The organism is Pseudomonas sp. B2021, from assembly GCF_018135665.1.
GTDB classification, from domain to species: Bacteria; Pseudomonadota; Gammaproteobacteria; order Pseudomonadales; family Pseudomonadaceae; genus Aquipseudomonas; species Aquipseudomonas lactis.
Genome location: NZ_SMOF01000001.1, coordinates 2,282,262 through 2,301,314 on the forward strand (window position 1 = coordinate 2,282,262; position 19,053 = coordinate 2,301,314).

The window sequence follows — 19,053 nt, forward strand, 5'->3', positions numbered from 1 at the left end:
TGGTGCTCGGCGGTCAGGCGGTTTTGGCGGTCGTATTCGTAGGCCAACGCCCAGTGACCGTCTTCGACGCTGAGGAGGTTGCCTTGGCGGTCGTAGGCGTAGTCGACAACGTTGCTGTCGGGCAGGGTTTTTCGTACGAGGCGCCCGGCGTGGTCGCGCTGGTAGCGGGTGATTAATTGGCTGCCATCGTCGCCGTATTCGGTTTTCTCCAGCAGGTTGCCATTGAGGTCGTAGGCAGACGCGGTGCGCTGGCCGTCGAAGCCGGTTTCCTGGCGGATCAGGCCATTGGGGTGGTAGTCGAGCTGGTAGGTTTCGCCGACTTCGTTTTCGATCTCGGTGAGCAGCAGCCGGGCGTTGTCGTAGCGGTAGTTGACCTGGGTGCCGTCGGCGTTGAGGCGGCGGCTGAACAGGTGCAGGCCGTCTGCGTATTCGTAGCGGGTGACGTGGCCGAGTTCGTCGCGTTCGGCGATGATTTTGCCGTAGGGGTTGTAGCTGAATTCGCGTGTGGCGCCGCCTGGCAAGACGAGGCGAATCAGCCGACCGACGCTGTCCCATTCAAAGACTGTTTGCGCGCCGTGCTCATCCTCACGGGCGATTTGCCTTCCGAGGTCGTCATAGCGATAACGCTTGATCCCACCATTGGGCAATTGCTCCTCAAGCAACTGCCCCCGCTCGTTCCACACCAACCGATGACAACTGCTGTCGGGATACCAAACTCCAGTCAGTTGCCCCTGTTTGTTGTAGCTGTAGTCAGTAGCCTCTCCATCGGGATCGGTCCTACGCGTAACATCGCCTTGCTCATTACGCTCATATTTCCAGACCGCCTCCCCACGCCGAACAACCCGTACAAAATCGTTGTCATGCTCGTAGGACGTTGGCTCATCATCCCCCGGAAACAGCGCGACCAGGCGTCCGGCGTCGTCATACTGATAGGCCGTCACCGCGCCCATCGGATCTTGCTCGACGGTCAGCCGCCCCTGGTTGTCGTAGGATTTAAAGTGCGTGGCGCCGTCCGGATCAATCCTCTGCACCAGCCGCGCCCGCTGGTCATGGACATACACCTCCTGGCTACCATCGGCGTTATGCACCGTGACGCGCCCGTCATCCCCCCAGGCATAGCGCGTATCCATTTGCGAAAAGCTCGCCCAATGCCGGACGCAGCGCGCCGCCTTGCCAGCGCGCTCCCATTCCCAAAAGAAACTCGCGCCACCGGCCAGTTGGCGTTCAAGAATGACGTGCTGATCGTCGTAGCGATAACGCTCGCTTTCCCCGACAGCGTTGGTCGCGCAAACCAGTCGTCCATCTTCGTCATAGGCGTAGGAAACAACGTTTTGCTCGGTGACCCACACGTAGGGCTCACGCCCTTTGGCGCGATGCACCTGATAGTCCACCGCGACGATGCGACCCAACTCATAACGCAGCAGCAACGAACGACCGGCGCCGTTATCCAGCCGCTCAATCCGCCCAGAACGATCCCGGCAAAGGCGCAGCCGGTTGTCATACGCATCGCTGATGGTTGTCAGCACACCGTCGCGAAAGTGGTAGAAACGCGACGCCTGGGCCAGCACCAGTTCATCAGGCGAGGCTCCCAAATAGATCGCCGCTTCTGCCAGACTATTGGTGATCGCGGGTCGAGCCGCTGTAGGCAAGGGCAGGGTAGTCGAGCGGTTCTCATGGTCAGTCCACACCACCAAATCGCCCGACACCACCAGCCGATGAGCCAGCGCATGACTCCAGCCAAACCCCAACCCACAATCGACTTCAACCGCACTGGTGCGGTACAGCCGCGTCCATTCAAACGGCAAGATCCCATCCAGCGCGCCGTCGGTAAGGGTGAGCAACTCCTCGCCGGTAACCATCGACACCGGGCAACCGTGAGTGACCGTTTTATCCGCAGAAGCCGCCGCATCTCCTTTGGGATTTGAAGCCACAGCCGGCACATCATCGACAGGCTCCTGACGGACCAACGTCGTGCGCTGGGTCTTGCCGCGCACCATCGGCGCCGGGCTCGAAACCAGCGTGTCGCCCGCCTTCAACGGCACCACCGGCACTGTCTTGACCGGCGTCGCCGCACTGCTCAGCAACACCGGCTTGGCGACCTCCACATGGGTTTCCAGCCGAGGCCCCTCCACCTGCTTGGCCAGCAATTCCAACAACGCCCGCGCCCGCCCGGATTTGACGTGACTGAGCACACGAGCCCCCAATCGCACCACCACGCCCATCGCACCCAACACGCGAATCAGCAGCAGATTGATCAGCACCTCACCGGTGATTTCACCCCACAGTTCAGCCATCTCCGTAGGCGGGAGCATGCGCATCCAGCTGACCAGCGCCGCCAGGTAGACAAACAGCAGCGGCTCATCACTGAGCACCAACAAGCCCTGGGCGATCGCGTCACTGCTCAGGGTCAGCAGTTCATCGAGCTCAGTTTGCGAAAGGTAGTGCAGCAACTTTTCGCTATTGGGCTTGAGGTCCGCCAGCAGCGCAGACAACTCGCCAATGTTGTCCCACAGGCTGTAAAGCGCCTTGCCCAACCCACTGGCAAAAGCCGCTTCCAGCAGGCAGCGCCGCTCAAGCGGGCGGGCGTCTATGTAATTTTTCCACTGGGCTTGGAAGGTGTCGCTCCACTCTTTGCGCAGCCGGGCTTCCAGCGCGGCGATCACCGACTGGTAGGACGCATACAGCGCCTTGAAGTGATCTTGGGAAACGTTGGGGTAGAAACTCACCCGGTATTGCTGGTTGCGATCACACTCGGTGACTTCGAGGATGCCACTGGGGCCGATGGTCTTATGAATGGGCTCGCCCAGCGGGCCGCCGTTTGGATCAACGCGTTGCACCACCACCGGCGTGTTGCCGACGGGCACAAACCTGGTGCTCTGGAACATATGCACCAGGGTCAAGGTCCCTGTGGCCTGGCACGTGGCGACGGTGCTGCTGGGCAAGAGGGAGCGAGTGATCGGGGCAACCAGCGCGACGTCATCCCCGACCTTGAACACCTGTTCGACGTCCAGCGCCGAGAAGCTCCAAAAGCTTTCGGCCCACTCGTCAAAGGTGTTCAAGCAATCGCGAAAGTCACGGAAGACGCCTTCAACGTCGACCGTTTCCGCGTTCATTGGCGTCAGCGCCAGCCTGCCAATGGCCGGGTTCAAGTGCCGGCCCCGTCAACCGCACGCGTCACGGAAAAAACCATCTGCACTCCCTCGCACTGTTTGATCAGGCGAGGGACTTTGCAGAGGTTTGCGCAGGCGAGGAGTAGAGCTTATCCGGCAGTTGTGTGGGATGTTTCAGTTACTGCCAGGCACGGGGTTCGGCATGCCGACGAACCCCGGTTAGACTTACCTGTCGATATCAGCACTGCCCGGCCTGTCGTTAACCAAGGAAGCCCCATGTATTCAACGCGTCTGCTGCTCTGCCTTATTCCTTTGCTGGTACTGGCCGGTTGTTCCACCTCCCGTGGCCCTCAGCAGCCCGAGCGCAGTGAAGCCGAGGTGAAGGCGCAGATCGTGCGCCTGCTGCCGGCCAAGGTCGCGGACCGCAACGGTTGGGCCCAGGACATCTATACCGCCTTCGACACCCAGAAAATCTACCCCAGCAACGAAAACATCTGTGCGGTATTGGCGGTGACCGAGCAAGAGTCCACCTATCAGGTCGACCCGCCGGTGCCGGGTATGGGCAAGATCGCTCAGGATGAAATCCTGCGCCGCGCCGGCAAGGTGCATGTGCCGGCATTCGTGGTGCGCAGCGCCTTGCAACTGCGCTCGCCCACCGGCAAAACCTACGCCGACCGTTTGAATGCCGCCCGTACGGAGAGGGATTTGAGCGGCATCTTCGACGACTTCATCAGTATGGTGCCCCTGGGCAATACGCTGTTTGGCGGCTTCAACCCGGTGCACACCGCAGGCCCCATGCAGGTCAGTATCGACTTTGCGCAGAAACAGGCGCGGAGTTATCCCTACACGGTGGACGGCACGATTCGCCGCGAAGTGTTCACCCGTCGCGGTGGCATGTACTTCGGCATCGCCCATCTGCTCGGTTACCCGGTGAGCTACGACCAGCCGCTGTACCGCTTTGCCGACTTCAACGCCGGTTGGTACGCCAGCCGCAATGCCGCGTTCCAGGCCGCTGTCAGCCGTGTGTCGGGTAAAGAGCTGGCGCTGGATGGGGATTTGATCCGCTATGGCTCATTGCTGCCCGGCACCACCGAGCTGGCGGTGCGTTCACTGGGGGCGAAGCTGGACATGCGCAACCCGAGCATTCGCAGCCAACTGGAGCAGGGCGAGCAGTTGGATTTTGAGGACACCACCTTGTACAAGCGCGTCTTCAGCCTGGCCGACCAGGCGGCCGGCAAGCCGCTGCCACGGGCGATCCTGCCGGGTATTGTGCTCAAGAGCCCGAAGATCACCCGCAACCTGACCACGGCCTGGTTTGCCAAGCGCGTGGATGAGCGCTACCAGCGCTGCCTGAAGCGCTGATCAACTGCGGCGCTTGACGAACCGGCGCCACAAGCCCACCCACAACCACACCACCGGGAACGCCAGGATCACGAAGGGCAGCACATAGCTGGCACGTTCCAGCGCGTCTGCGGTGCCGTTCACCAGGTTGTCTCCCAGGTTGCTGAACATCCGGGTGAACCTTGACACCTGGTTGGCGCCGTCCGAGGAACGGAATTTCAAGGTCACACGGTTGGTGTCGAGGCGGCGTTGCTGGCCGGCGGCAACCTGGGCCAGTTCCTGCAGCTCGTTTTCAATACCGGCTTGCTCTTTGCTCAGGACGATCAGGTCGCTGACGGTGATGTCCTTGCGCTTGGCCAGTTCGTCGAGGCGTTGCTGCTGGGCTTGCAGGCGGTCCTGGCGACGGCGCACATCCGCCACGGCATCGGCCAGGTCTTCGGCCGTGGTGATGCGCTGGCCGAGCTTACCGCCTTCGGCCGCCAGGGCGACCATCGGCTCCACACCCGTGGGCGCGATCCGCAGGATGATTTGGCCACCCTGGCCGTCTTCGGTAATGCCAAGGATATTGCAGGCACCAAAGCGCGCTGTTTCACACGCCTCGCGAGTGGCCTGCATACGCGGTGCGAGCAGAGCGCCGGGCAGGGCCAGGGTCAATTCATGCTCATAGGCCAGTTGCGCCCCGGCCTTGCCCTGTTCGCCATTGATGACGGTGGCGCGAGAGTGGTCCTTGGGGGAACAACCGGCCAAGGCCAGGCCGGCCAGCAAGATTAACAGCGGCGCGCGAAGCGGGTGGGAGTTGCCGTCCAGGTGGCGCATGGCGTTTCCTTGAAATGTGTAGGAGAAATTGGCCGAGATTAAAGCGGGTCTGGCCCATTAACGCAAAGCATTGCCCGGGATTTGCCCGGCTGATGGTGGTGGCTGCCGGGTCGAGGCTGGCGTACATCTCAAGCCTCATACCAGGGAAGCAACCGCCATGAACGCTCAGACCGTCCCCCAAGGTTTTGTCCCATTGCCGCGCAGCAGCCCGTTGCTGGAACTTCTCGGCCCGGCGTATTGCCGTGGCGAAGGTTTGCAATTGGAAGTCGGCCTGCGCGCCGATCATCGTCACGCCAACGGGCGCGGCACGGTGCACGGCGGGGTGCTGGCGACGCTGGCCGATATCGGCATGGGGTACGCCATGGCGTTTTCCAGTGAGCCGCCGTTGCCGTTGATTACCGCCAGCATGACCGTGGATTACCTGGGCGCCGTGCAGGTAGGGGAGTGGATGGTGGTGCGTTTGGAAAGCCACAAGCGCGGACGGCAGATGGCGTTTGCCACGTTGAGTTTGCAGGTGGAGGAGCGGGTGGTGCTGCGGGCGAGCGCGGTGTTCGCGGTGCCGCAAGCTGACAGGCAATGAGATCAAATGTGGGAGCTGGCAAGCCAGTTCCCACATTTTGACCGAGTTCATTCAGGGGGATCGAGAAAAAGAAAAGGCCTGGTTTTCGTGGAACCAGGCCTTTTCAATGTTGCTCGTTATGTCTCATATGTAGGAGCGAGCTTGCTCGCGAAGAACTCACAGGCAACACGTTCTATGAGGAGCGCTGCGTTATCGTTGAGGTTTTTCGCGAGCAAGCTCGCTCCTACAGGTCAGTTGCGTTCGAGCGCCAGGGCTACGCCTTGGCCGCCGCCGATGCACAGCGTTGCCAAGCCTTTCTTGGCGTCGCGCTTGATCATTTCATGCAGCAGGGTCACCAGCACGCGGCAGCCTGAAGCACCGATCGGGTGGCCGATGGCGATGGCGCCGCCGTTGACGTTGACCTTCTGCGCGTCCCACTCCAGCTCTTTGCCCACTGCCAGGGATTGCGCGGCGAAGGCTTCGTTGGCTTCGATCAGGTCCAGGTCAGCCAGCTGCCAGCCGGCCTTGTCCAGACAGCGGCGGGTGGCCGAGACCGGGCCGATGCCCATGATGGCCGGGTCGACGCCCGCGTTGGCGTAGCTGGCGATACGCGCCAGTACGGGCAGGCCGAGAGCCTTGGCTTTGTCGGCGCTCATCAGCAGCACGGCCGCAGCGCCGTCGTTCAGGCTGGAGGCGTTGCCGGCGGTGACGCTGCCGTCTTTTTTGAACGCAGGCTTGAGCTTGGCCAGGGATTCGGCGGTGGTGCCGGCGCGGGGTTGTTCGTCCACCGCAAAGGCCACCGGGTCGCCTTTGCGCTGGGGAATCAGGATCGGTGTGATCTCATCGGCAAAGCGTCCGGCTTCGATAGCGGCGGCGGCTTTCTGCTGGGAGGCGGCGGCAAAGGCGTCCTGGGCTTCGCGGCTGATACCGTACTTGTCCACCAGGTTCTCGGCGGTGATGCCCATGTGGTAATCGTTGAACGCATCCCACAGGCCGTCGGTGATCATGCTGTCGATCATCTTCGCGTGGCCCATGCGCAAACCGGTGCGCGCGGCAGGCAATACGTACGGGGCCAGGCTCATGTTCTCCATGCCACCGGCAATGATCACCTCGGCGTCGCCGCAACGAATGGCTTGGGCGCCCAGGTGCAAAGCCTTGAGGCCCGAACCGCAGACCTTGTTCAGGGTCAGGCTCGGCACGGCGTGGGGCAGGCCGGCGAGGATCGAAGCCTGGCGTGCCGGGTTCTGGCCGCTGCCTGCGGTGAGTACCTGGCCGAGGATCACTTCATCCACTTGCGCCGGGTCCAGGCCGGTCTGCTCCAGCAGGCGACGGATCACGGCAGCGCCCAGTTCCGGGGCCGGGATGTTCGCCAGCGAACCTTGGAAGCTGCCTACGGCGGTGCGGGTGGCAGCAACAATCACGACGTCTTGCATGGAATCTGTCCTCACTGGAAGTGCATTTCTGGAACGTGGTCCGGGACGATCAGTTTACCGGCGGTCTTGCTCACAATCTCTTCTACGCTGACGCCAGGTGCGCGTTCCTTGAGGACAAAAGCGCCATTTTCGATTTCCAGGTACGCCAGGTCCGTGAGCACGCGCTTGATGCAGTTGGCACCGGTCAGCGGCAGGCTGCACTGGCTGAGCAACTTGGACTCACCGTCTTTGGAGGCGTGAGTCATGATCACGATGATGTTTTCTGCGCCAGCCACCAGGTCCATGGCTCCGCCCATGCCCTTGACCAGCTTGCCGGGGATCATCCACGAAGCGATGTTGCCCTGTACGTCCACTTCGAATGCGCCCAGTACGGTGAGGTCGACATGCCCACCGCGAATCATCGCGAACGACTCGGCGGAAGAAAAGATCGAGGCGCCGATGCGTGCGGTGACGGTCTGCTTGCCGGCGTTGATCATGTCGGCGTCGATGGTGTCTTCGGTCGGGAACGGGCCCATGCCCAGCAGGCCGTTTTCCGATTGCAGCATCACTTCCATGCCGTCGGGGATGTAGTTGGCCACCAGGGTCGGAATGCCGATACCGAGGTTCACGTAGTAACCGTCCTGCATCTCGCGGGCAACGCGTTGAGCCATTTGTTCGCGGGTAAGCGCCATGATTGTTTCCTCTTATTGTTCTGGACGGGGATTATTTGCGGACGGTGCGCTGTTCAATACGCTTTTCGAAGGTGCCGCAGATGATCCGGTCGACGTAGATGCCAGGGGTGTGGATCTGCGCCGGGTCCAGCTCGCCCGGTTCGACGATTTCCTCGACTTCGACCACGGTGATCTTGCCGGCGGTGGCGGCCAGCGGGTTGAAGTTCTGGGCGGTGTGACGGTAGATGACGTTGCCGAAGTGGTCGGCTTTCCAGCCTTTGACGATGGCAAAGTCGCCGGTGATGGACTCTTCCATCAGATACGGGCGACCCTTGAATTCGCGAGTTTCCTTGCCTTCGGCCACGGGGGTGCCGACGCCGGTGGCGGTGAAGAAGGCCGGGATGCCGGCGCCGCCTGCGCGCATTTTTTCTGCCAGGGTGCCTTGGGGCGTGAGCACCACCTCAATCTCGCCGCTGAGCAGTTGCTTCTCGAACAGGGCGTTTTCACCCACGTAGGAGGCGATCACTTTGCTGATCTGCTTCTGTTCCAGCAGCACGCCCAGGCCAAAGCCATCGACGCCACAGTTGTTGGAGACCACCGTCAGGTCGCGGGTGCCTTTGCGCTTGATTTCAGCGATGAGGTTTTCTGGAATGCCACACAGGCCAAAACCACCGGAGAGCACGGTCATGCCGTCTTCCAGGCCTGCCAGCGCTTCTTCATAGGACGCCACGCGTTTATCGAAACCTGCCATATGCACCTCTTTTATTGTTTGTGGTCCAGCCAGTGAGTTGAGTGTTGCGCCAGCGGATTGATTTGTTAAGTTGTTTTTTAAGGTTGATTGATTTAGAAAACAGCATAGTCCAGTCATCGTCCGGAGCAGCTCATGACCGTCAAACAGATGCGTGCCTTTCTCGCCGTCGCGCAAAGCCTGAGTTTTGCCGCTGCCTGCGAGCGTTTGCACCTCTCCCAATCGGCGTTGAGCTTGACCATCAAGGGCCTGGAAGAAGGTTTAGGCGGGCGCCTGTTCAGCCGCAATACCCGCAACGTCGCGCTGACCCCTGAAGGTGAATCCCTGTTGCCCCTGGCCCGCCGGTTGATTGCCGATTGGGACAACGCCGAAGACGAACTGCGCCAGCGTTTTACCCTGCAACGCGGCCGCGTCACGGTGGCAGCCATGCCGTCGTTCGCGGGGAACCTGTTGCCGCCGATCCTGAAGATATTCCGCGCCCGTTACCCTCAGGTGAACGTGACGGTGCATGACCTGATCAATGAGCAGGTGCTGGAGATGGTGCGCGACCGTCAGGTGGAGCTGGGGGTGGCGTTCGAGCCATCAGATGGCTCGTCATTGGCGTTCACGCCGCTGTACCTGGACCGCTTTATCGCCGTGGTCCCGGGAGATTCAGCCTTGGCACAGCGCGCTGAAATCGACTGGAAAGCTCTATTGGAACAGCCGTTCATCACCCTGCAACGGCCTTCCACCGTGCGAGTAATGCTGGAAGAGCACCTGGGGGCCTTGCAGATGAAATTGCCCGTGGCCTTGGAAAGCCATCAATTGGCGACGGTGGGCAAGATGGTTGCCAGCGGTTTGGGGGTCAGCGCGGTGCCGGCGTTATGCGCCAGGCAGATGGAAGAGGCCGGAGCCCATTGCATTACCTTGACCGGCCCGGTGATCGAACGGCCGATTGGGGTGCTGACCAAGCCGGGGCATGAACTGTCGGCGGCGGCGCAGGTGTTGTTTGATATCTTTCGAGATGAAGCGGGGAAGGGCAGGTTTCCAACTTTTTAAGCCGGTAATACAAATGTGGGCGCTGGCAAGCCAGCGCCCACATTAATTAAGGACTACTTAGTAGTAACGGTCGATCACTTTAACTTGCGAGCTGTCTTTGAAAGACGCCCAGGCATTATTAAGTGTGTCGAACACCTGCTCGATAAAGTTGCGGTCAGCCGCGGCTTTCTTGCCGACATAACCCTGGCCACGGCGGTACATCTTCAAGCGCGCCGCCAGCTCACGGTTATTGCGGTCAAACTCGGCTTCTTCGGTATGGGGCGCCAGGCAGTCAATTTGCACTTCGCCCGATTTGCCAATCCACAGGATATGGTCGTCGAGTGTGTCTTTCTGCGCTGCGAACATCTCAGCCAATTCATCGATAGTTGGTTGGTTGTTCAGATTCATGTGTAAGCCCCTTGACCAGTTGGCGATCTATCAGTTGATTCGTTAATACCAGTTGAGTTGTCTCCGGTTACTAAAACCGGGCGTCAGCGACGGGCTGCCGAATACGGGCAGGGTCTTGAAGCTGATGCATGTAGTCTTGCTGATGGGCTGCTACGCAATGCTCTGATTACGAAGACAAGCCGCGTTTGAGCGTCTTGTACCTGTCCCTTTCGGGGCCGGTCAGCTTCATCAATCTGCCTTGTGGGCAGTGCACATCCAGAAAAACAGCTCGGCGGTCAGACGAGCCTGTTCAAAACGCTTGTTACCAACGCTCTCGATCCGAGAGACGTCTAGATCATGCAAGGACAAAAAGGTTACGTCAACGGTTATGTAGTGATTATTTTTGCTCACTACATAAATTGCCGTGGGGACGGGGGAATGCGGGAAAACGTGACTTGGGCGTCATTTTCTGTGCGGTGGGTCGCGGGATTTTGGTGACGAATTTACGCAGATCCCCTGTGGGAGCTGGCTTGCCTGCGATGGCGATGCGTCAGTGGGTACATGTTCGCCTGACACACTGCTATCGCAGGCAAGCCAGCTCCCACAGGTTGATGCGTCGCTATCTCAATTTCTCGGACAGTAAGGGTAATAGCCGCTCGCAGGACGCCTGGATTTTCACCTGCAACAGCTCATCACCCCGAGTCTTGCCCAGGTTGATGGCAATCACCGGCTTACCCTGTTCAACTATCGCCTTGCACAGGCGAAACGCCGAATAGGCCATCAGCGACGACCCCACCACTAACAGTCCTTCGGCATGTTCTACCGCCGTCATCGCCTTGAGCGCCGTCGCCGGTGCGACGTTCTCGCCAAAGAACACCACATCCGGTTTCAGCCGTTCGCCGTTGCAATGTGGGCAGCGGGGTATCTGGAAGCGCTGTTCAAACATCGGATCGAGCAGGGTGTCGCCATCCGGCGCTTGCACCGCATGAACCTGTGCCATGTGCGGGTTATCGACTTCCATCTGCCGCTGGATCACATCGCGCTCGCTACGCAGTTGGCAATCCAGGCACAGCACCCGATGCAAGCTGCCATGCAGCTCGATCACATCCTGGCTGCCGGCCTGGTCATGCAGGGTGTCGACGTTCTGCGTAATCAGCCCGCTGATATGGCCACGGTGTTGCAGCGTCGCGAGCGCAAGGTGGGCCTTGTTCGGCTGGGCAATGCGCACCCGCGGCCACCCCAGCATCGCCCGCGCCCAGTAGCGGCGCCGCGCCTCTGGAGTGGCGAGGAATTCCTGGTACATCATCGGTGGCTTGCCCCGGCGTACACCTTCACCGTCCCGGTAATCCGGGATGCCCGAAGATGTACTGATCCCTGCGCCGGTCAGCACCAGAAAGCGCCGGCCGGTCATGGCCCGGTGCAGGGTGTCGAGGTGGTCTTGCTGATGGTCCAGCGTGTCGAGCATGGGTTCCCCCTATTCGCCGCGGATGTACTGTTCCAGCTGCTGGATCAAGGCCGCTTGCTCGGCAATCGCTTCCTTGACCAAGTCACCGATGGACAGCAGGCCCAGCAGTTTGCCGTCTTCGACCACGGGCAGGTGGCGCAGGTGACTGTCGGTCATGATGTTCATGCATTCCTCGACACTCTTGTGAGTATCCACGGTGATCACCGGCGAGCTCATCACCTCATGGACCTTGGTGGTGACCGACGAGAGTCCCTTGAGCATGATTTTGCGTGCGTAATCCCTTTCGCTGATGATGCCGACCACCACGTCATCCTTGACCACGGGCAAGGCCCCGACGTTTTTCTCGGACATTCGCACCAGCGCTTCAAACACGGTGTGGTCCCATTTGATGGTGTGGACGTCCTGGTTTTTCTGGTCCTTGGCTTTGAGCAGTTGTGCAACGGTCTTCATGGCGGCCACTCCGGTGTTGTTGTTGGTAGTCCAGATCCCCTACAGAATCCTAGACCGAACCCGCCGGAGCAAGGGCCAATGCGGCGTTAAACCTGTCGAAAAACGTCATGGGCCGGTTTTTTTCGGTATTTATCCCGCATTTGCCGGCTTTTTCCCGCGTTTGGGGCTGGCAGCAGCCTTACGTGGCGCGGCCTTGCGTTTCTTTTTCCACGGCGTTGCTCCTCGGCCAGCGGGGCTGGCGGGGCCAGTGATGGTCATGCGCATGCCGTTGCAGCGCGCCACCTGCTTGCTCATCCACGCCGCTTGCTTGGCCACGAACTCTTCCAGGCTCATTTCGCCGCTTTGCACCATGTCCAGTGCCTGTTCCCAGATGGCGGTGGTGCCAGGGTCGGCGATAGCGCGGGGCACGGCGTCAATCAGGCTGAACGCGGCCGGGGTTGCCGACAGGGCCTTGCCGTTTTTCACCAGGTAGCCGCGGTCCAGCAGGCCCTGGATAATCCCGGCGCGGGTGGCCTCGGTGCCGATGCCCGTGGTGTCCTTGAGTTTTTGCTTGAGCAACGGGTCCTCCACCAGCTTGGCGACGTTTTTCATCGCCTTGATCAGGTCGCCTTCGGTAAAGGGCTTGGGCGGCTGGGTCCATAGGTCCTTGAGGTTGACCTTGGCCACGGCGTAGTCGTGGCCCTGCACCAGCGTCGGCAATGCTTGGGGCGCGGGGGCTTCGCGACCTTTGGCGGGCACCAACGCTTCGGGCAAGGCGCGTTTCCAACCCGGTTCGATGACCACTTTGCCCACCGCGCGCAACGCGTGGCCGGCACAGTCGAAATCGGCCTGGGTGCGGTCGTATTCATGGTTGGGCAGGAACTGCGCCAGGTAGCGCGCACGAATCAGCGTATAGACCGCACGGTGCTTGCCGGTCAGTTGGCTGACCTCCTTGCCGGCGCCGGTGGGGATGATGCCGTGGTGGGCGCTGACCTTGGCGTCGTTCCAGGCCCGCGAACGGCGCTGAGGGTCGATGTTCGGCATCAGTTCGTTGACCGCTGTGTCCGCACGGCCCAGTGCCGCCAGAATCTTCGGCGCTTCACTGTGCTGGCTCAGCGGCAGGTAGCCGCAATCGCTGCGTGGGTAGGTGATGGCCTTGTGGGTTTCGTACAGGGATTGAGCGATGTCCAGGGTTTCCTGGGCGCCCAGGCCGAGCTTCTTCGAACAGATCTCCTGCAAGGTGCCGAGGTCGAAGGGCAGGGGCGCCACTTCGCGCATACGCTCGGTACGCAGTTGCACCAGTCGCGCCGTGGCGGCGTTGAGCATGGCGTCGGCGGCGTCCCGCGCCAGTTGCGGGTTGAGGCAACGGCCCTGGTCGTCACAGGCATCGTCAGGGGCGCGCCATTGGGCGGTGAAGGTCATGTGCTCGTGACGCAGGTCGACATCAATGGCCCAATAGGCCACCGGCACGAAGTCGGCAATGCTGCGATCACGGTCCACCACCAGGCGCAGGGTCGGGGTTTGCACGCGGCCTACCGGCAGCACGCCCTGGTAACCGGATTGGCGCCCCAGCAGGGTAAACAGGCGACTCATGTTCATGCCGATCAGCCAGTCGGCACGCGAGCGCCCCAGGGCCGAATGATACAGGCTGAAGGTTTCTGCACCGGGTTTGAGCGCCGCCAGGGCCTTGCGAATGGAGGCGTCGTCGAGCGCCGACAACCACAGCCGCTGGATCGGACCGCGGTAGCGGCAGTGTTCTACCAGTTCACGGGCGATCATCTCGCCTTCACGGTCGGCGTCGGTGGCGATCACCAGTTCCTGGGCTTCCCCCAGCAAGCGCTTGACGGCCTTGTATTGGCTGGCGGTCTTGGGCTTGACCAGCATCTTCCATTTTTCCGGGACGATCGGCAGGTCGGCCAGCACCCAGCGTTTGTATTTGGCGTCGTAGGCGTCGGGCGGGGCGGTTTCCAGCAGGTGGCCGATGCACCAGGTGACCGTGACTCCATGACCCAGCCAGCACCCATCGCCACGGCGGCTGGCGCCGAGCACGGCCGCGATATCCTTGGCCTGGGAGGGTTTTTCACAGAGGTACAGCCGCATGGTCATCACATCAGATCAGGTTGATGCCTTGCAGGATGCTTATTTGAACGGATTTGAGCAACCATTATCTGTATGGATGTACAGCAATTTGTGTGAGCACTGCACACCGCTGTAGGAGCGAGCTTGCTCGCGAAGGTCGTTAACGATGACGCGGGGCGCCTGGTGCCCCGCGTTGCTCTCAGGTTCTTCGCGAGCAAGCTCGCTCCTGCAGGGGGGAGGTATCAGTTGTTTTCGATATCCACATGCCGGGTTTCTTTAAGGCAGAACAGCCCGACGATCAGGCTCACCCCCGTCACCACCACCGGGTACCACAACCCGTAGAAGATATCGCCGGTGTACACCACCAGGGCGAACGACACCGTCGGCAGGAACCCGCCAAACCAGCCGTTACCGATGTGGTAGGGCAGGGACATCGAGGTGTAGCGGATGCGCGTCGGAAACAGCTCCACCATCAGCGCTGCCAACGGCCCGTAGCACATGGCGGCGATGAAGATCAGCACCACGATCAGCACCACCACCATCAGCTTGTTGACCTGGGCCACATCCGCCGATGACGGGTAGCCGGCCAGGGCTACAGCGCCACGCAGGGCTGCTTCATCAAAGCCATCGATACGCACATCGCCCACGCTCACTTGCACCGGGCTGCCCGCAGGGGCGGCGGCGCTGCTGTAGGGCAGGCCCTGTTTGACCAGGAAGGTCTTGACCTTGTCGCACGGGCTGTCAAAACGGGCCTTGCCCACTGGGTCGAACTGGAAGGTGCAGGTGGCCGGGTCGGCCAGTACGGTGATCGGCGCTTGTTGGCTAGCCTGGTCCATCGCCGGGTTGGTGTAGTGCGCCAGGCCCTTGAAGATCGGGAAGTACAGCGCGGTCGCCAACAGCAGGCCGAGCATCAGCACCGGCTTGCGCCCGACCTTGTCCGATAGCCAGCCAAACAGGATAAAGAACGGTGCGCCGATCACCACGCTGATGATCAACAGCATATTGGCCAGGGCTGGGTCCATGCGCAGGAACTGGGTGAGGAAGAACAGCACATAAAACTGCGCTGCGTAGAAGGTCACCGCCTGCCCGCCGTTGATGCTGAACAGGGCGATCAGCACCACCTTGAGGTTTTCCCACTTGCCGAAGGACTCGCGAATCGGCGCCTTGCAGGCCTTGCCTTCCTCTTTCATCTTCAAGAAGGCGGGCGATTCGTGCAGGCTCATGCGGATCCAGGTCGAGATGCCCAGCAGCACGATGGAAAACAGGAACGGAATGCGCCAGCCCCACACTTCGAACTGATCGCCGGTGAAGTAACGGCAGGCCAGCACCACCAGCAGCGACAGCAGCAGGCCGAGGGTGGCGGTGGACTGAATCCAGCTGGTGTGCAGGCCGCGCTTGCCCGGTGGCGCATGCTCGGCCACGTAGGTAGCGGCGCCGCCGTACTCACCGCCCAGCGCCAGGCCCTGCAGCATGCGCAGCACAATGAGGATGATCGGTGCGGCAATGCCGATGCTGGCGTAGGTCGGCAGCAACCCGACGCAGAAGGTTGCCACGCCCATCAGGATGATGGTCACGAGGAAGGTGTACTTGCGCCCGATCATATCGCCCAGGCGGCCGAACACCAGCGCACCGAATGGCCGCACCACAAAGCCTGCGGCAAAGGCCATCAAGGCAAAGATAAACGCCGTGGTGTCGTTGACCCCGGCAAAGAACTGCTTGCTGATCACCGCCGCCAGGGCGCCGTAGAGGAAAAAGTCATACCACTCGAACACCGTCCCCAGGGAGGAGGCGAAGATGACCTTTCTTGATTCGTTGGCGGTACTTGCACTGGCCGCTGAGCCCAGGGGTTGAGCATGTTCTGACATCGGGTGTCCCTCACAGTGATTATTTATTGTTGTTCCACTGTCGGCGCCAACCTCAGCGCCGCTATTTTTTCAACGTCAACGATTACGCGGGGTGCCCTGTAGTGCGCGGTGCTGGTGGGTTTTTCGCGAGTAAGCTCGCGCCTACAGTGTTGGGTGACAGGATGAGCTGCGCGGCTTTTTCCGCGATCATCAGCGTGGGTGAGCAGGTATTGCCGGAGGTGATGCGCGGCATGATCGACGCATCGGCAATGCGCAGGCCGGGGATGCCGTGTACGCGCAGTTGGCTGTCGACCACCGCGTCCTTGTCATCGCCCATGCGGCAGGTGCCCACCGGATGGAAAATCGTGGTGCCGATCCGTGCGGCGGCTTCGTGCAGTTGTTCTTCAGTTTGCAGGTCTTGGCCGGGCAGGTATTCCACCGGTTTGAACTGGCTCAGGGCCGGAGCGGCGACGATGCGCCGGGTCAGGCGAATGGCGTCGGCGGCTATGCGCAAGTCTTCGGGGTGGCTGAGGTAATTGGGTTGTATCAAGGGGGCGTCCGCCGGGTTGGCCGAACGAATATCCACCCGGCCACGGCTTTGCGGGCGCAGGTCGCAGACCGACGCGGTAAATGCCGGGAAGCCGTGCAATGGTTCGCCAAAGCGCTCCAGGGACAGTGGTTGCACATGGTATTGCAGGTTGGCAGAGGTCTGCTCCGGGCCGGAGCGGGCAAACGCGCCGAGTTGGCTGGGCGCCATCGACAGCGGGCCGCTACGGTCGTACAGGTAGCGCAGGCCCATGCCCATCTTGCCCCACAATGTGCCGGCGATCTGGTTCAGGGTGCGGGCATTTTCCAGCTTGTAGATCAGGCGCAGTTGCAGGTGATCTTGCAGGTTGCCGCCAACGCCTGGCAGTTCATGCACCACGTCGATACCCAGGGGCTTGAGCACCTGGGAAGGGCCGATCCCTGAACGTTGCAGAATGCCCGGCGAACCCACCGAGCCGGCGCACAGTACGATCTCTTTGCGCGCTTTCCAGATCAGTGCCTGGCCGTGTTGGCGCCCCAGTACCTGCGAGGCACGACCGTTTTCCAGCAGCACACGCTCAACCTCTACCTCCGTCAGCACGGTGAGGTTAGGCCGCTGGCGGATCGGCTTGAGAAACGCCTTGGCCGCATTCCAGCGCACACCGGCTTTCTGGTTGACCTGGAAGTAACCGCAACCCTCGTTATCGCCCTGGTTGAAGTCATTGATATTGGCGATGCCGCTTTGGGCAGCCGCCTCACGAAACGCATCGAGGATCGGCCACGACAGGCGCTGTTGCTCGACGCGCCACTCGCCGCCCTCGTTGTGGAATTCAGAGCCGCCGGCAAAATGGTTTTCGCTCTGTTTGAACAGCGGCAGTACGTCTTTCCAGGCCCAGCCCGCGTTGCCCGCCGCCGCCCAGCCATCGTAGTCCTGAGCCTGGCCGCGCATATAGATCATGCCGTTGATAGACGAGCAGCCGCCCAGCACTTTGCCCCGGGGGTAGCTCAAGGCGCGCCCTTGCAGGCCGGCTTGGGATTCGGTCTTGAAGCACCAGTCGGTGCGTGGGTTGCCGATGCAGAACAGGTAGCCGACGGGGATATGGATCCAGGGGTAGTTGTCGCGGCCACCGGCTTCCAGCAGCAGGACACGGTGAGCCGGGTTGGCGGACAGACGATTGGCCAGCAGGCATCCGGCAGGGCCGGCGCCGACGACGATGTAATCGTATTCAGCAGTTGCATTGGGCATCTGGGGTCTCGCTTGTTTTTCTTATTGGCCCCATCCTAGTTGTTAGTTTTCGTCTTAAAAATGTTAGTTTTTACCCACCCGCTGTGCGTTTTTAAACAACGGCGGCTGGCCCGGGCACTGGAGGCGATATGTTCGACTGGAATGACCTGCGGTTTTTTCTCGAGTTGCAGCGCAGTGGCCGCCTGCTCACCGCCGCCCAACGCCTGAAAACCACGCATGCCACCGTGGCCCGGCATATCGACGCCATCGAGAAAAGCCTCGGCACGGCGTTGTTCGTGCAACATGCCCAGGGCTATGAACTGACGCCTGCCGGCGAAGCGCTGCTCAAACATGCGGAGGCCATGGAGAACGTGGCACTGTTGGCCGAAGACGAGCTCACCCATTCTGCTGCGCCCCTGGGCAAGATTCGCCTCGGCGTGGCCGAAGGGCTGGGGGTGATGTTTTTGGCCTCGCGCATGGGAGGCTTGTTTGAACGCTATCCAGGATTGGAGGTGGAGCTGGTCGCGGTGCCGCGTTTTGTCAGCATCCTCAATCGCGAAGCGGAGATCAGCATTCACCTGGAGCGCCCCAGCGCCGATCAACTGGTGACGCGCAAACTCACCGATTATCGTCTGGCGCTGTACGCCAGCCGTGCCTACCTGGCCCGCAATCCGCCTATCGAGAAGCGTGAAGACCTTGCTGCCCATGCCTGGATCGATTATGTCGATGACCTGCTGTTCAGCCAGGAGCTGAAGTTTCTCAACAGCTTCTGCCGTAACCCCAAGGTGGTGTTCCACAGCACCAGTGTAATTGCGCAACACCAGGCGGCGCGTTCGGGGTTGGGCATTGCGGTGTTGCCGTGTTTTATGGCGGCTGGGGATGGGGAGTTGGTGCCGTTGTTGCCGGCAGAGGGCATTCAGCGCAGCTATTGGATCAGCTCGCGTCGGGAGCTGCACAAGTCGGTGCGGTTGCGGGTGTTGTGGGATTATGTGGTGGAGTTGTGCGCGCGGGAGCAGGGCTTGTTGCTAGGTGAGTCCCGCTGACGCAACACACGGATTAAAAAGTGGGAGCTGGCTTGCTCGCGAAGGCGGCCTGACAGGCGACACAGTTGGATTGTGTACATATCCATTCCTGCGGTAACGGCCACTTAGGGTTCCGCTCTGACAGCGGCTCACTTTTGAAAGGAGCCGGAATGCCGGCCCAGCCAAAAGTAAGCAAAAGGCTCTTGCCCCACCACTCGGCACCTCGCTTAGGCTCGGTGTGCCCGAACACAGGCTTGAATCCGTGGGCCGCCGCCACGCGCCATCCATGGCGCGGGGCGGCTAACCCGGCGTCCTGCCGGGTTACCCACGAATTCAAGCCTGCGTTCGGCCAGCGTGGTTTAACGGGGCGCCTGAGATCAAGATCAAAAGCAGATCAAGAGCG

15 protein-coding genes and 1 pseudogene are annotated in these 19,053 nt (G+C 61.1%); 5 read left to right on the plus strand and 11 right to left on the minus strand.

Annotation, left to right across the window (positions count from 1 at the left end; genetic code table 11):
* The coding region (locus tag E1K68_RS10425) for a DUF6531 domain-containing protein (RefSeq protein WP_212614044.1) at positions 1–3,113 on the minus strand (3,113 nt) is incomplete at its 3' end.
* A gap of 273 nt (positions 3,114–3,386) precedes the next feature.
* Here E1K68_RS10425 and E1K68_RS10430 point away from each other — a divergent pair.
* Positions 3,387–4,472: a DUF1615 domain-containing protein gene (locus tag E1K68_RS10430; protein ID WP_003190320.1), complete on the plus strand. Its 1,086-nt coding sequence runs from the start codon at positions 3,387–3,389 to the stop codon at positions 4,470–4,472.
* Here the strand turns inward: E1K68_RS10430 and E1K68_RS10435 are convergent, their stop codons facing one another.
* The gene (locus tag E1K68_RS10435) at positions 4,473–5,267 is read right to left on the minus strand and encodes a DUF4349 domain-containing protein (protein ID WP_212614045.1); all 795 of its coding nucleotides are present in this window, start codon (positions 5,265–5,267) and stop codon (positions 4,473–4,475) included.
* A 157-nt stretch (positions 5,268–5,424) separates the two neighbouring features.
* On the opposite strand from E1K68_RS10435, the gene E1K68_RS10440 reads away from it, so the two are divergent.
* Positions 5,425–5,847 (plus strand): PaaI family thioesterase, encoded by a 423-nt coding sequence (locus E1K68_RS10440; RefSeq protein WP_014717969.1) that lies wholly within the window; start codon positions 5,425–5,427, stop codon positions 5,845–5,847.
* Between the two features lie 230 nt (positions 5,848–6,077).
* Here the strand turns inward: E1K68_RS10440 and E1K68_RS10445 are convergent, their stop codons facing one another.
* From E1K68_RS10445 to E1K68_RS10455, 3 genes are read right to left on the minus strand one after another with little or no spacing between them, the layout of a single operon-like run.
* Positions 6,078–7,259, minus strand: a complete 1,182-nt coding sequence (locus tag E1K68_RS10445) for an acetyl-CoA C-acetyltransferase (RefSeq protein ID WP_003190325.1) — start codon at positions 7,257–7,259, stop codon at positions 6,078–6,080.
* 11 nt (positions 7,260–7,270) lie between these two features.
* A complete protein-coding gene (locus E1K68_RS10450) occupies positions 7,271–7,930 on the minus strand; it encodes a CoA transferase subunit B (protein WP_003190327.1) in 660 nt (219 codons plus the stop codon).
* Positions 7,931–7,961: 31 nt separating this feature from the next.
* The gene (locus E1K68_RS10455; RefSeq protein ID WP_003190329.1) at positions 7,962–8,660 is read right to left on the minus strand and encodes a CoA transferase subunit A; all 699 of its coding nucleotides are present in this window, start codon (positions 8,658–8,660) and stop codon (positions 7,962–7,964) included.
* Positions 8,661–8,792: 132 nt separating this feature from the next.
* On the opposite strand from E1K68_RS10455, the gene E1K68_RS10460 reads away from it, so the two are divergent.
* On the plus strand, positions 8,793–9,695 hold the full coding sequence (locus tag E1K68_RS10460; RefSeq protein WP_003190333.1) for a LysR family transcriptional regulator: 903 nt from the start codon (positions 8,793–8,795) through the stop codon (positions 9,693–9,695).
* Positions 9,696–9,752: 57 nt separating this feature from the next.
* Here E1K68_RS10460 and E1K68_RS10465 read toward each other — a convergent pair whose 3' ends face one another.
* The 4 genes from E1K68_RS10465 to E1K68_RS10480 all read right to left on the minus strand — a co-directional run bounded on the left by E1K68_RS10465 (position 9,753) and on the right by E1K68_RS10480 (position 14,055).
* The gene (locus E1K68_RS10465; protein ID WP_003190335.1) at positions 9,753–10,082 is read right to left on the minus strand and encodes a hypothetical protein; all 330 of its coding nucleotides are present in this window, start codon (positions 10,080–10,082) and stop codon (positions 9,753–9,755) included.
* A 598-nt stretch (positions 10,083–10,680) separates the two neighbouring features.
* The gene (locus tag E1K68_RS10470; protein ID WP_212614046.1) at positions 10,681–11,526 is read right to left on the minus strand and encodes an NAD-dependent protein deacetylase; all 846 of its coding nucleotides are present in this window, start codon (positions 11,524–11,526) and stop codon (positions 10,681–10,683) included.
* Positions 11,527–11,535: 9 nt separating this feature from the next.
* On the minus strand, positions 11,536–11,976 hold the full coding sequence (locus E1K68_RS10475) for a CBS domain-containing protein (protein ID WP_003190337.1): 441 nt from the start codon (positions 11,974–11,976) through the stop codon (positions 11,536–11,538).
* 129 nt (positions 11,977–12,105) lie between these two features.
* Positions 12,106–14,055: a DNA topoisomerase III gene (locus E1K68_RS10480; RefSeq protein ID WP_212614884.1), complete on the minus strand. Its 1,950-nt coding sequence runs from the start codon at positions 14,053–14,055 to the stop codon at positions 12,106–12,108.
* Between the two features lie 99 nt (positions 14,056–14,154).
* Between E1K68_RS10480 and E1K68_RS27765 the strand changes: the two are divergent.
* A pseudogene (locus E1K68_RS27765) lies at positions 14,155–14,262 on the plus strand (outer membrane lipoprotein carrier protein LolA); the annotation flags it as partial.
* A gap of 14 nt (positions 14,263–14,276) precedes the next feature.
* Here E1K68_RS27765 and E1K68_RS10485 read toward each other — a convergent pair.
* Complete coding sequence (locus E1K68_RS10485) at positions 14,277–15,899, minus strand: MFS transporter (RefSeq protein WP_032892452.1); 1,623 nt, start codon at positions 15,897–15,899, stop codon at positions 14,277–14,279.
* Positions 15,900–15,981: 82 nt separating this feature from the next.
* Positions 15,982–17,649 carry a GMC family oxidoreductase N-terminal domain-containing protein gene (locus E1K68_RS10490; protein WP_137205236.1) on the minus strand — a complete coding sequence of 556 codons (1,668 nt, stop codon included), beginning with the start codon at positions 17,647–17,649 and terminating at the stop codon, positions 15,982–15,984.
* A 128-nt stretch (positions 17,650–17,777) separates the two neighbouring features.
* Here E1K68_RS10490 and E1K68_RS10495 point away from each other — a divergent pair, with 128 nt between their 5' ends.
* Positions 17,778–18,671 carry a LysR family transcriptional regulator gene (locus E1K68_RS10495; protein ID WP_003190344.1) on the plus strand — a complete coding sequence of 298 codons (894 nt, stop codon included), beginning with the start codon at positions 17,778–17,780 and terminating at the stop codon, positions 18,669–18,671.
* Positions 18,672–19,053 lie beyond the last annotated feature (382 nt).

Excerpts from the sequence above, each read along its gene's own strand:
- E1K68_RS10485 (WP_032892452.1), bottom strand. The coding sequence starts at position 15,899 with ATGTCAGAACATGCTCAACCCCTGGGCTCAGCGGCCAGTGCAAGTACC.
- E1K68_RS10445 (WP_003190325.1), bottom strand. The coding sequence starts at position 7,259 with ATGCAAGACGTCGTGATTGTTGCTGCCACCCGCACCGCCGTAGGCAGC.
- E1K68_RS10495 (WP_003190344.1), top strand. The coding sequence starts at position 17,778 with ATGTTCGACTGGAATGACCTGCGGTTTTTTCTCGAGTTGCAGCGCAGT.
- E1K68_RS10435 (WP_212614045.1), bottom strand. The coding sequence starts at position 5,267 with ATGCGCCACCTGGACGGCAACTCCCACCCGCTTCGCGCGCCGCTGTTA.
- E1K68_RS10465 (WP_003190335.1), bottom strand. The coding sequence starts at position 10,082 with ATGAATCTGAACAACCAACCAACTATCGATGAATTGGCTGAGATGTTC.
- E1K68_RS10490 (WP_137205236.1), bottom strand. The coding sequence starts at position 17,649 with ATGCCCAATGCAACTGCTGAATACGATTACATCGTCGTCGGCGCCGGC.
- E1K68_RS10455 (WP_003190329.1), bottom strand. The coding sequence starts at position 8,660 with ATGGCAGGTTTCGATAAACGCGTGGCGTCCTATGAAGAAGCGCTGGCA.
- E1K68_RS10475 (WP_003190337.1), bottom strand. The coding sequence starts at position 11,976 with ATGAAGACCGTTGCACAACTGCTCAAAGCCAAGGACCAGAAAAACCAG.
- E1K68_RS10450 (WP_003190327.1), bottom strand. The coding sequence starts at position 7,930 with ATGGCGCTTACCCGCGAACAAATGGCTCAACGCGTTGCCCGCGAGATG.
- E1K68_RS10440 (WP_014717969.1), top strand. The coding sequence starts at position 5,425 with ATGAACGCTCAGACCGTCCCCCAAGGTTTTGTCCCATTGCCGCGCAGC.
- E1K68_RS10460 (WP_003190333.1), top strand. The coding sequence starts at position 8,793 with ATGACCGTCAAACAGATGCGTGCCTTTCTCGCCGTCGCGCAAAGCCTG.
- E1K68_RS10470 (WP_212614046.1), bottom strand. The coding sequence starts at position 11,526 with ATGCTCGACACGCTGGACCATCAGCAAGACCACCTCGACACCCTGCAC.
- E1K68_RS10480 (WP_212614884.1), bottom strand. The coding sequence starts at position 14,055 with ATGCGGCTGTACCTCTGTGAAAAACCCTCCCAGGCCAAGGATATCGCG.
- E1K68_RS10430 (WP_003190320.1), top strand. The coding sequence starts at position 3,387 with ATGTATTCAACGCGTCTGCTGCTCTGCCTTATTCCTTTGCTGGTACTG.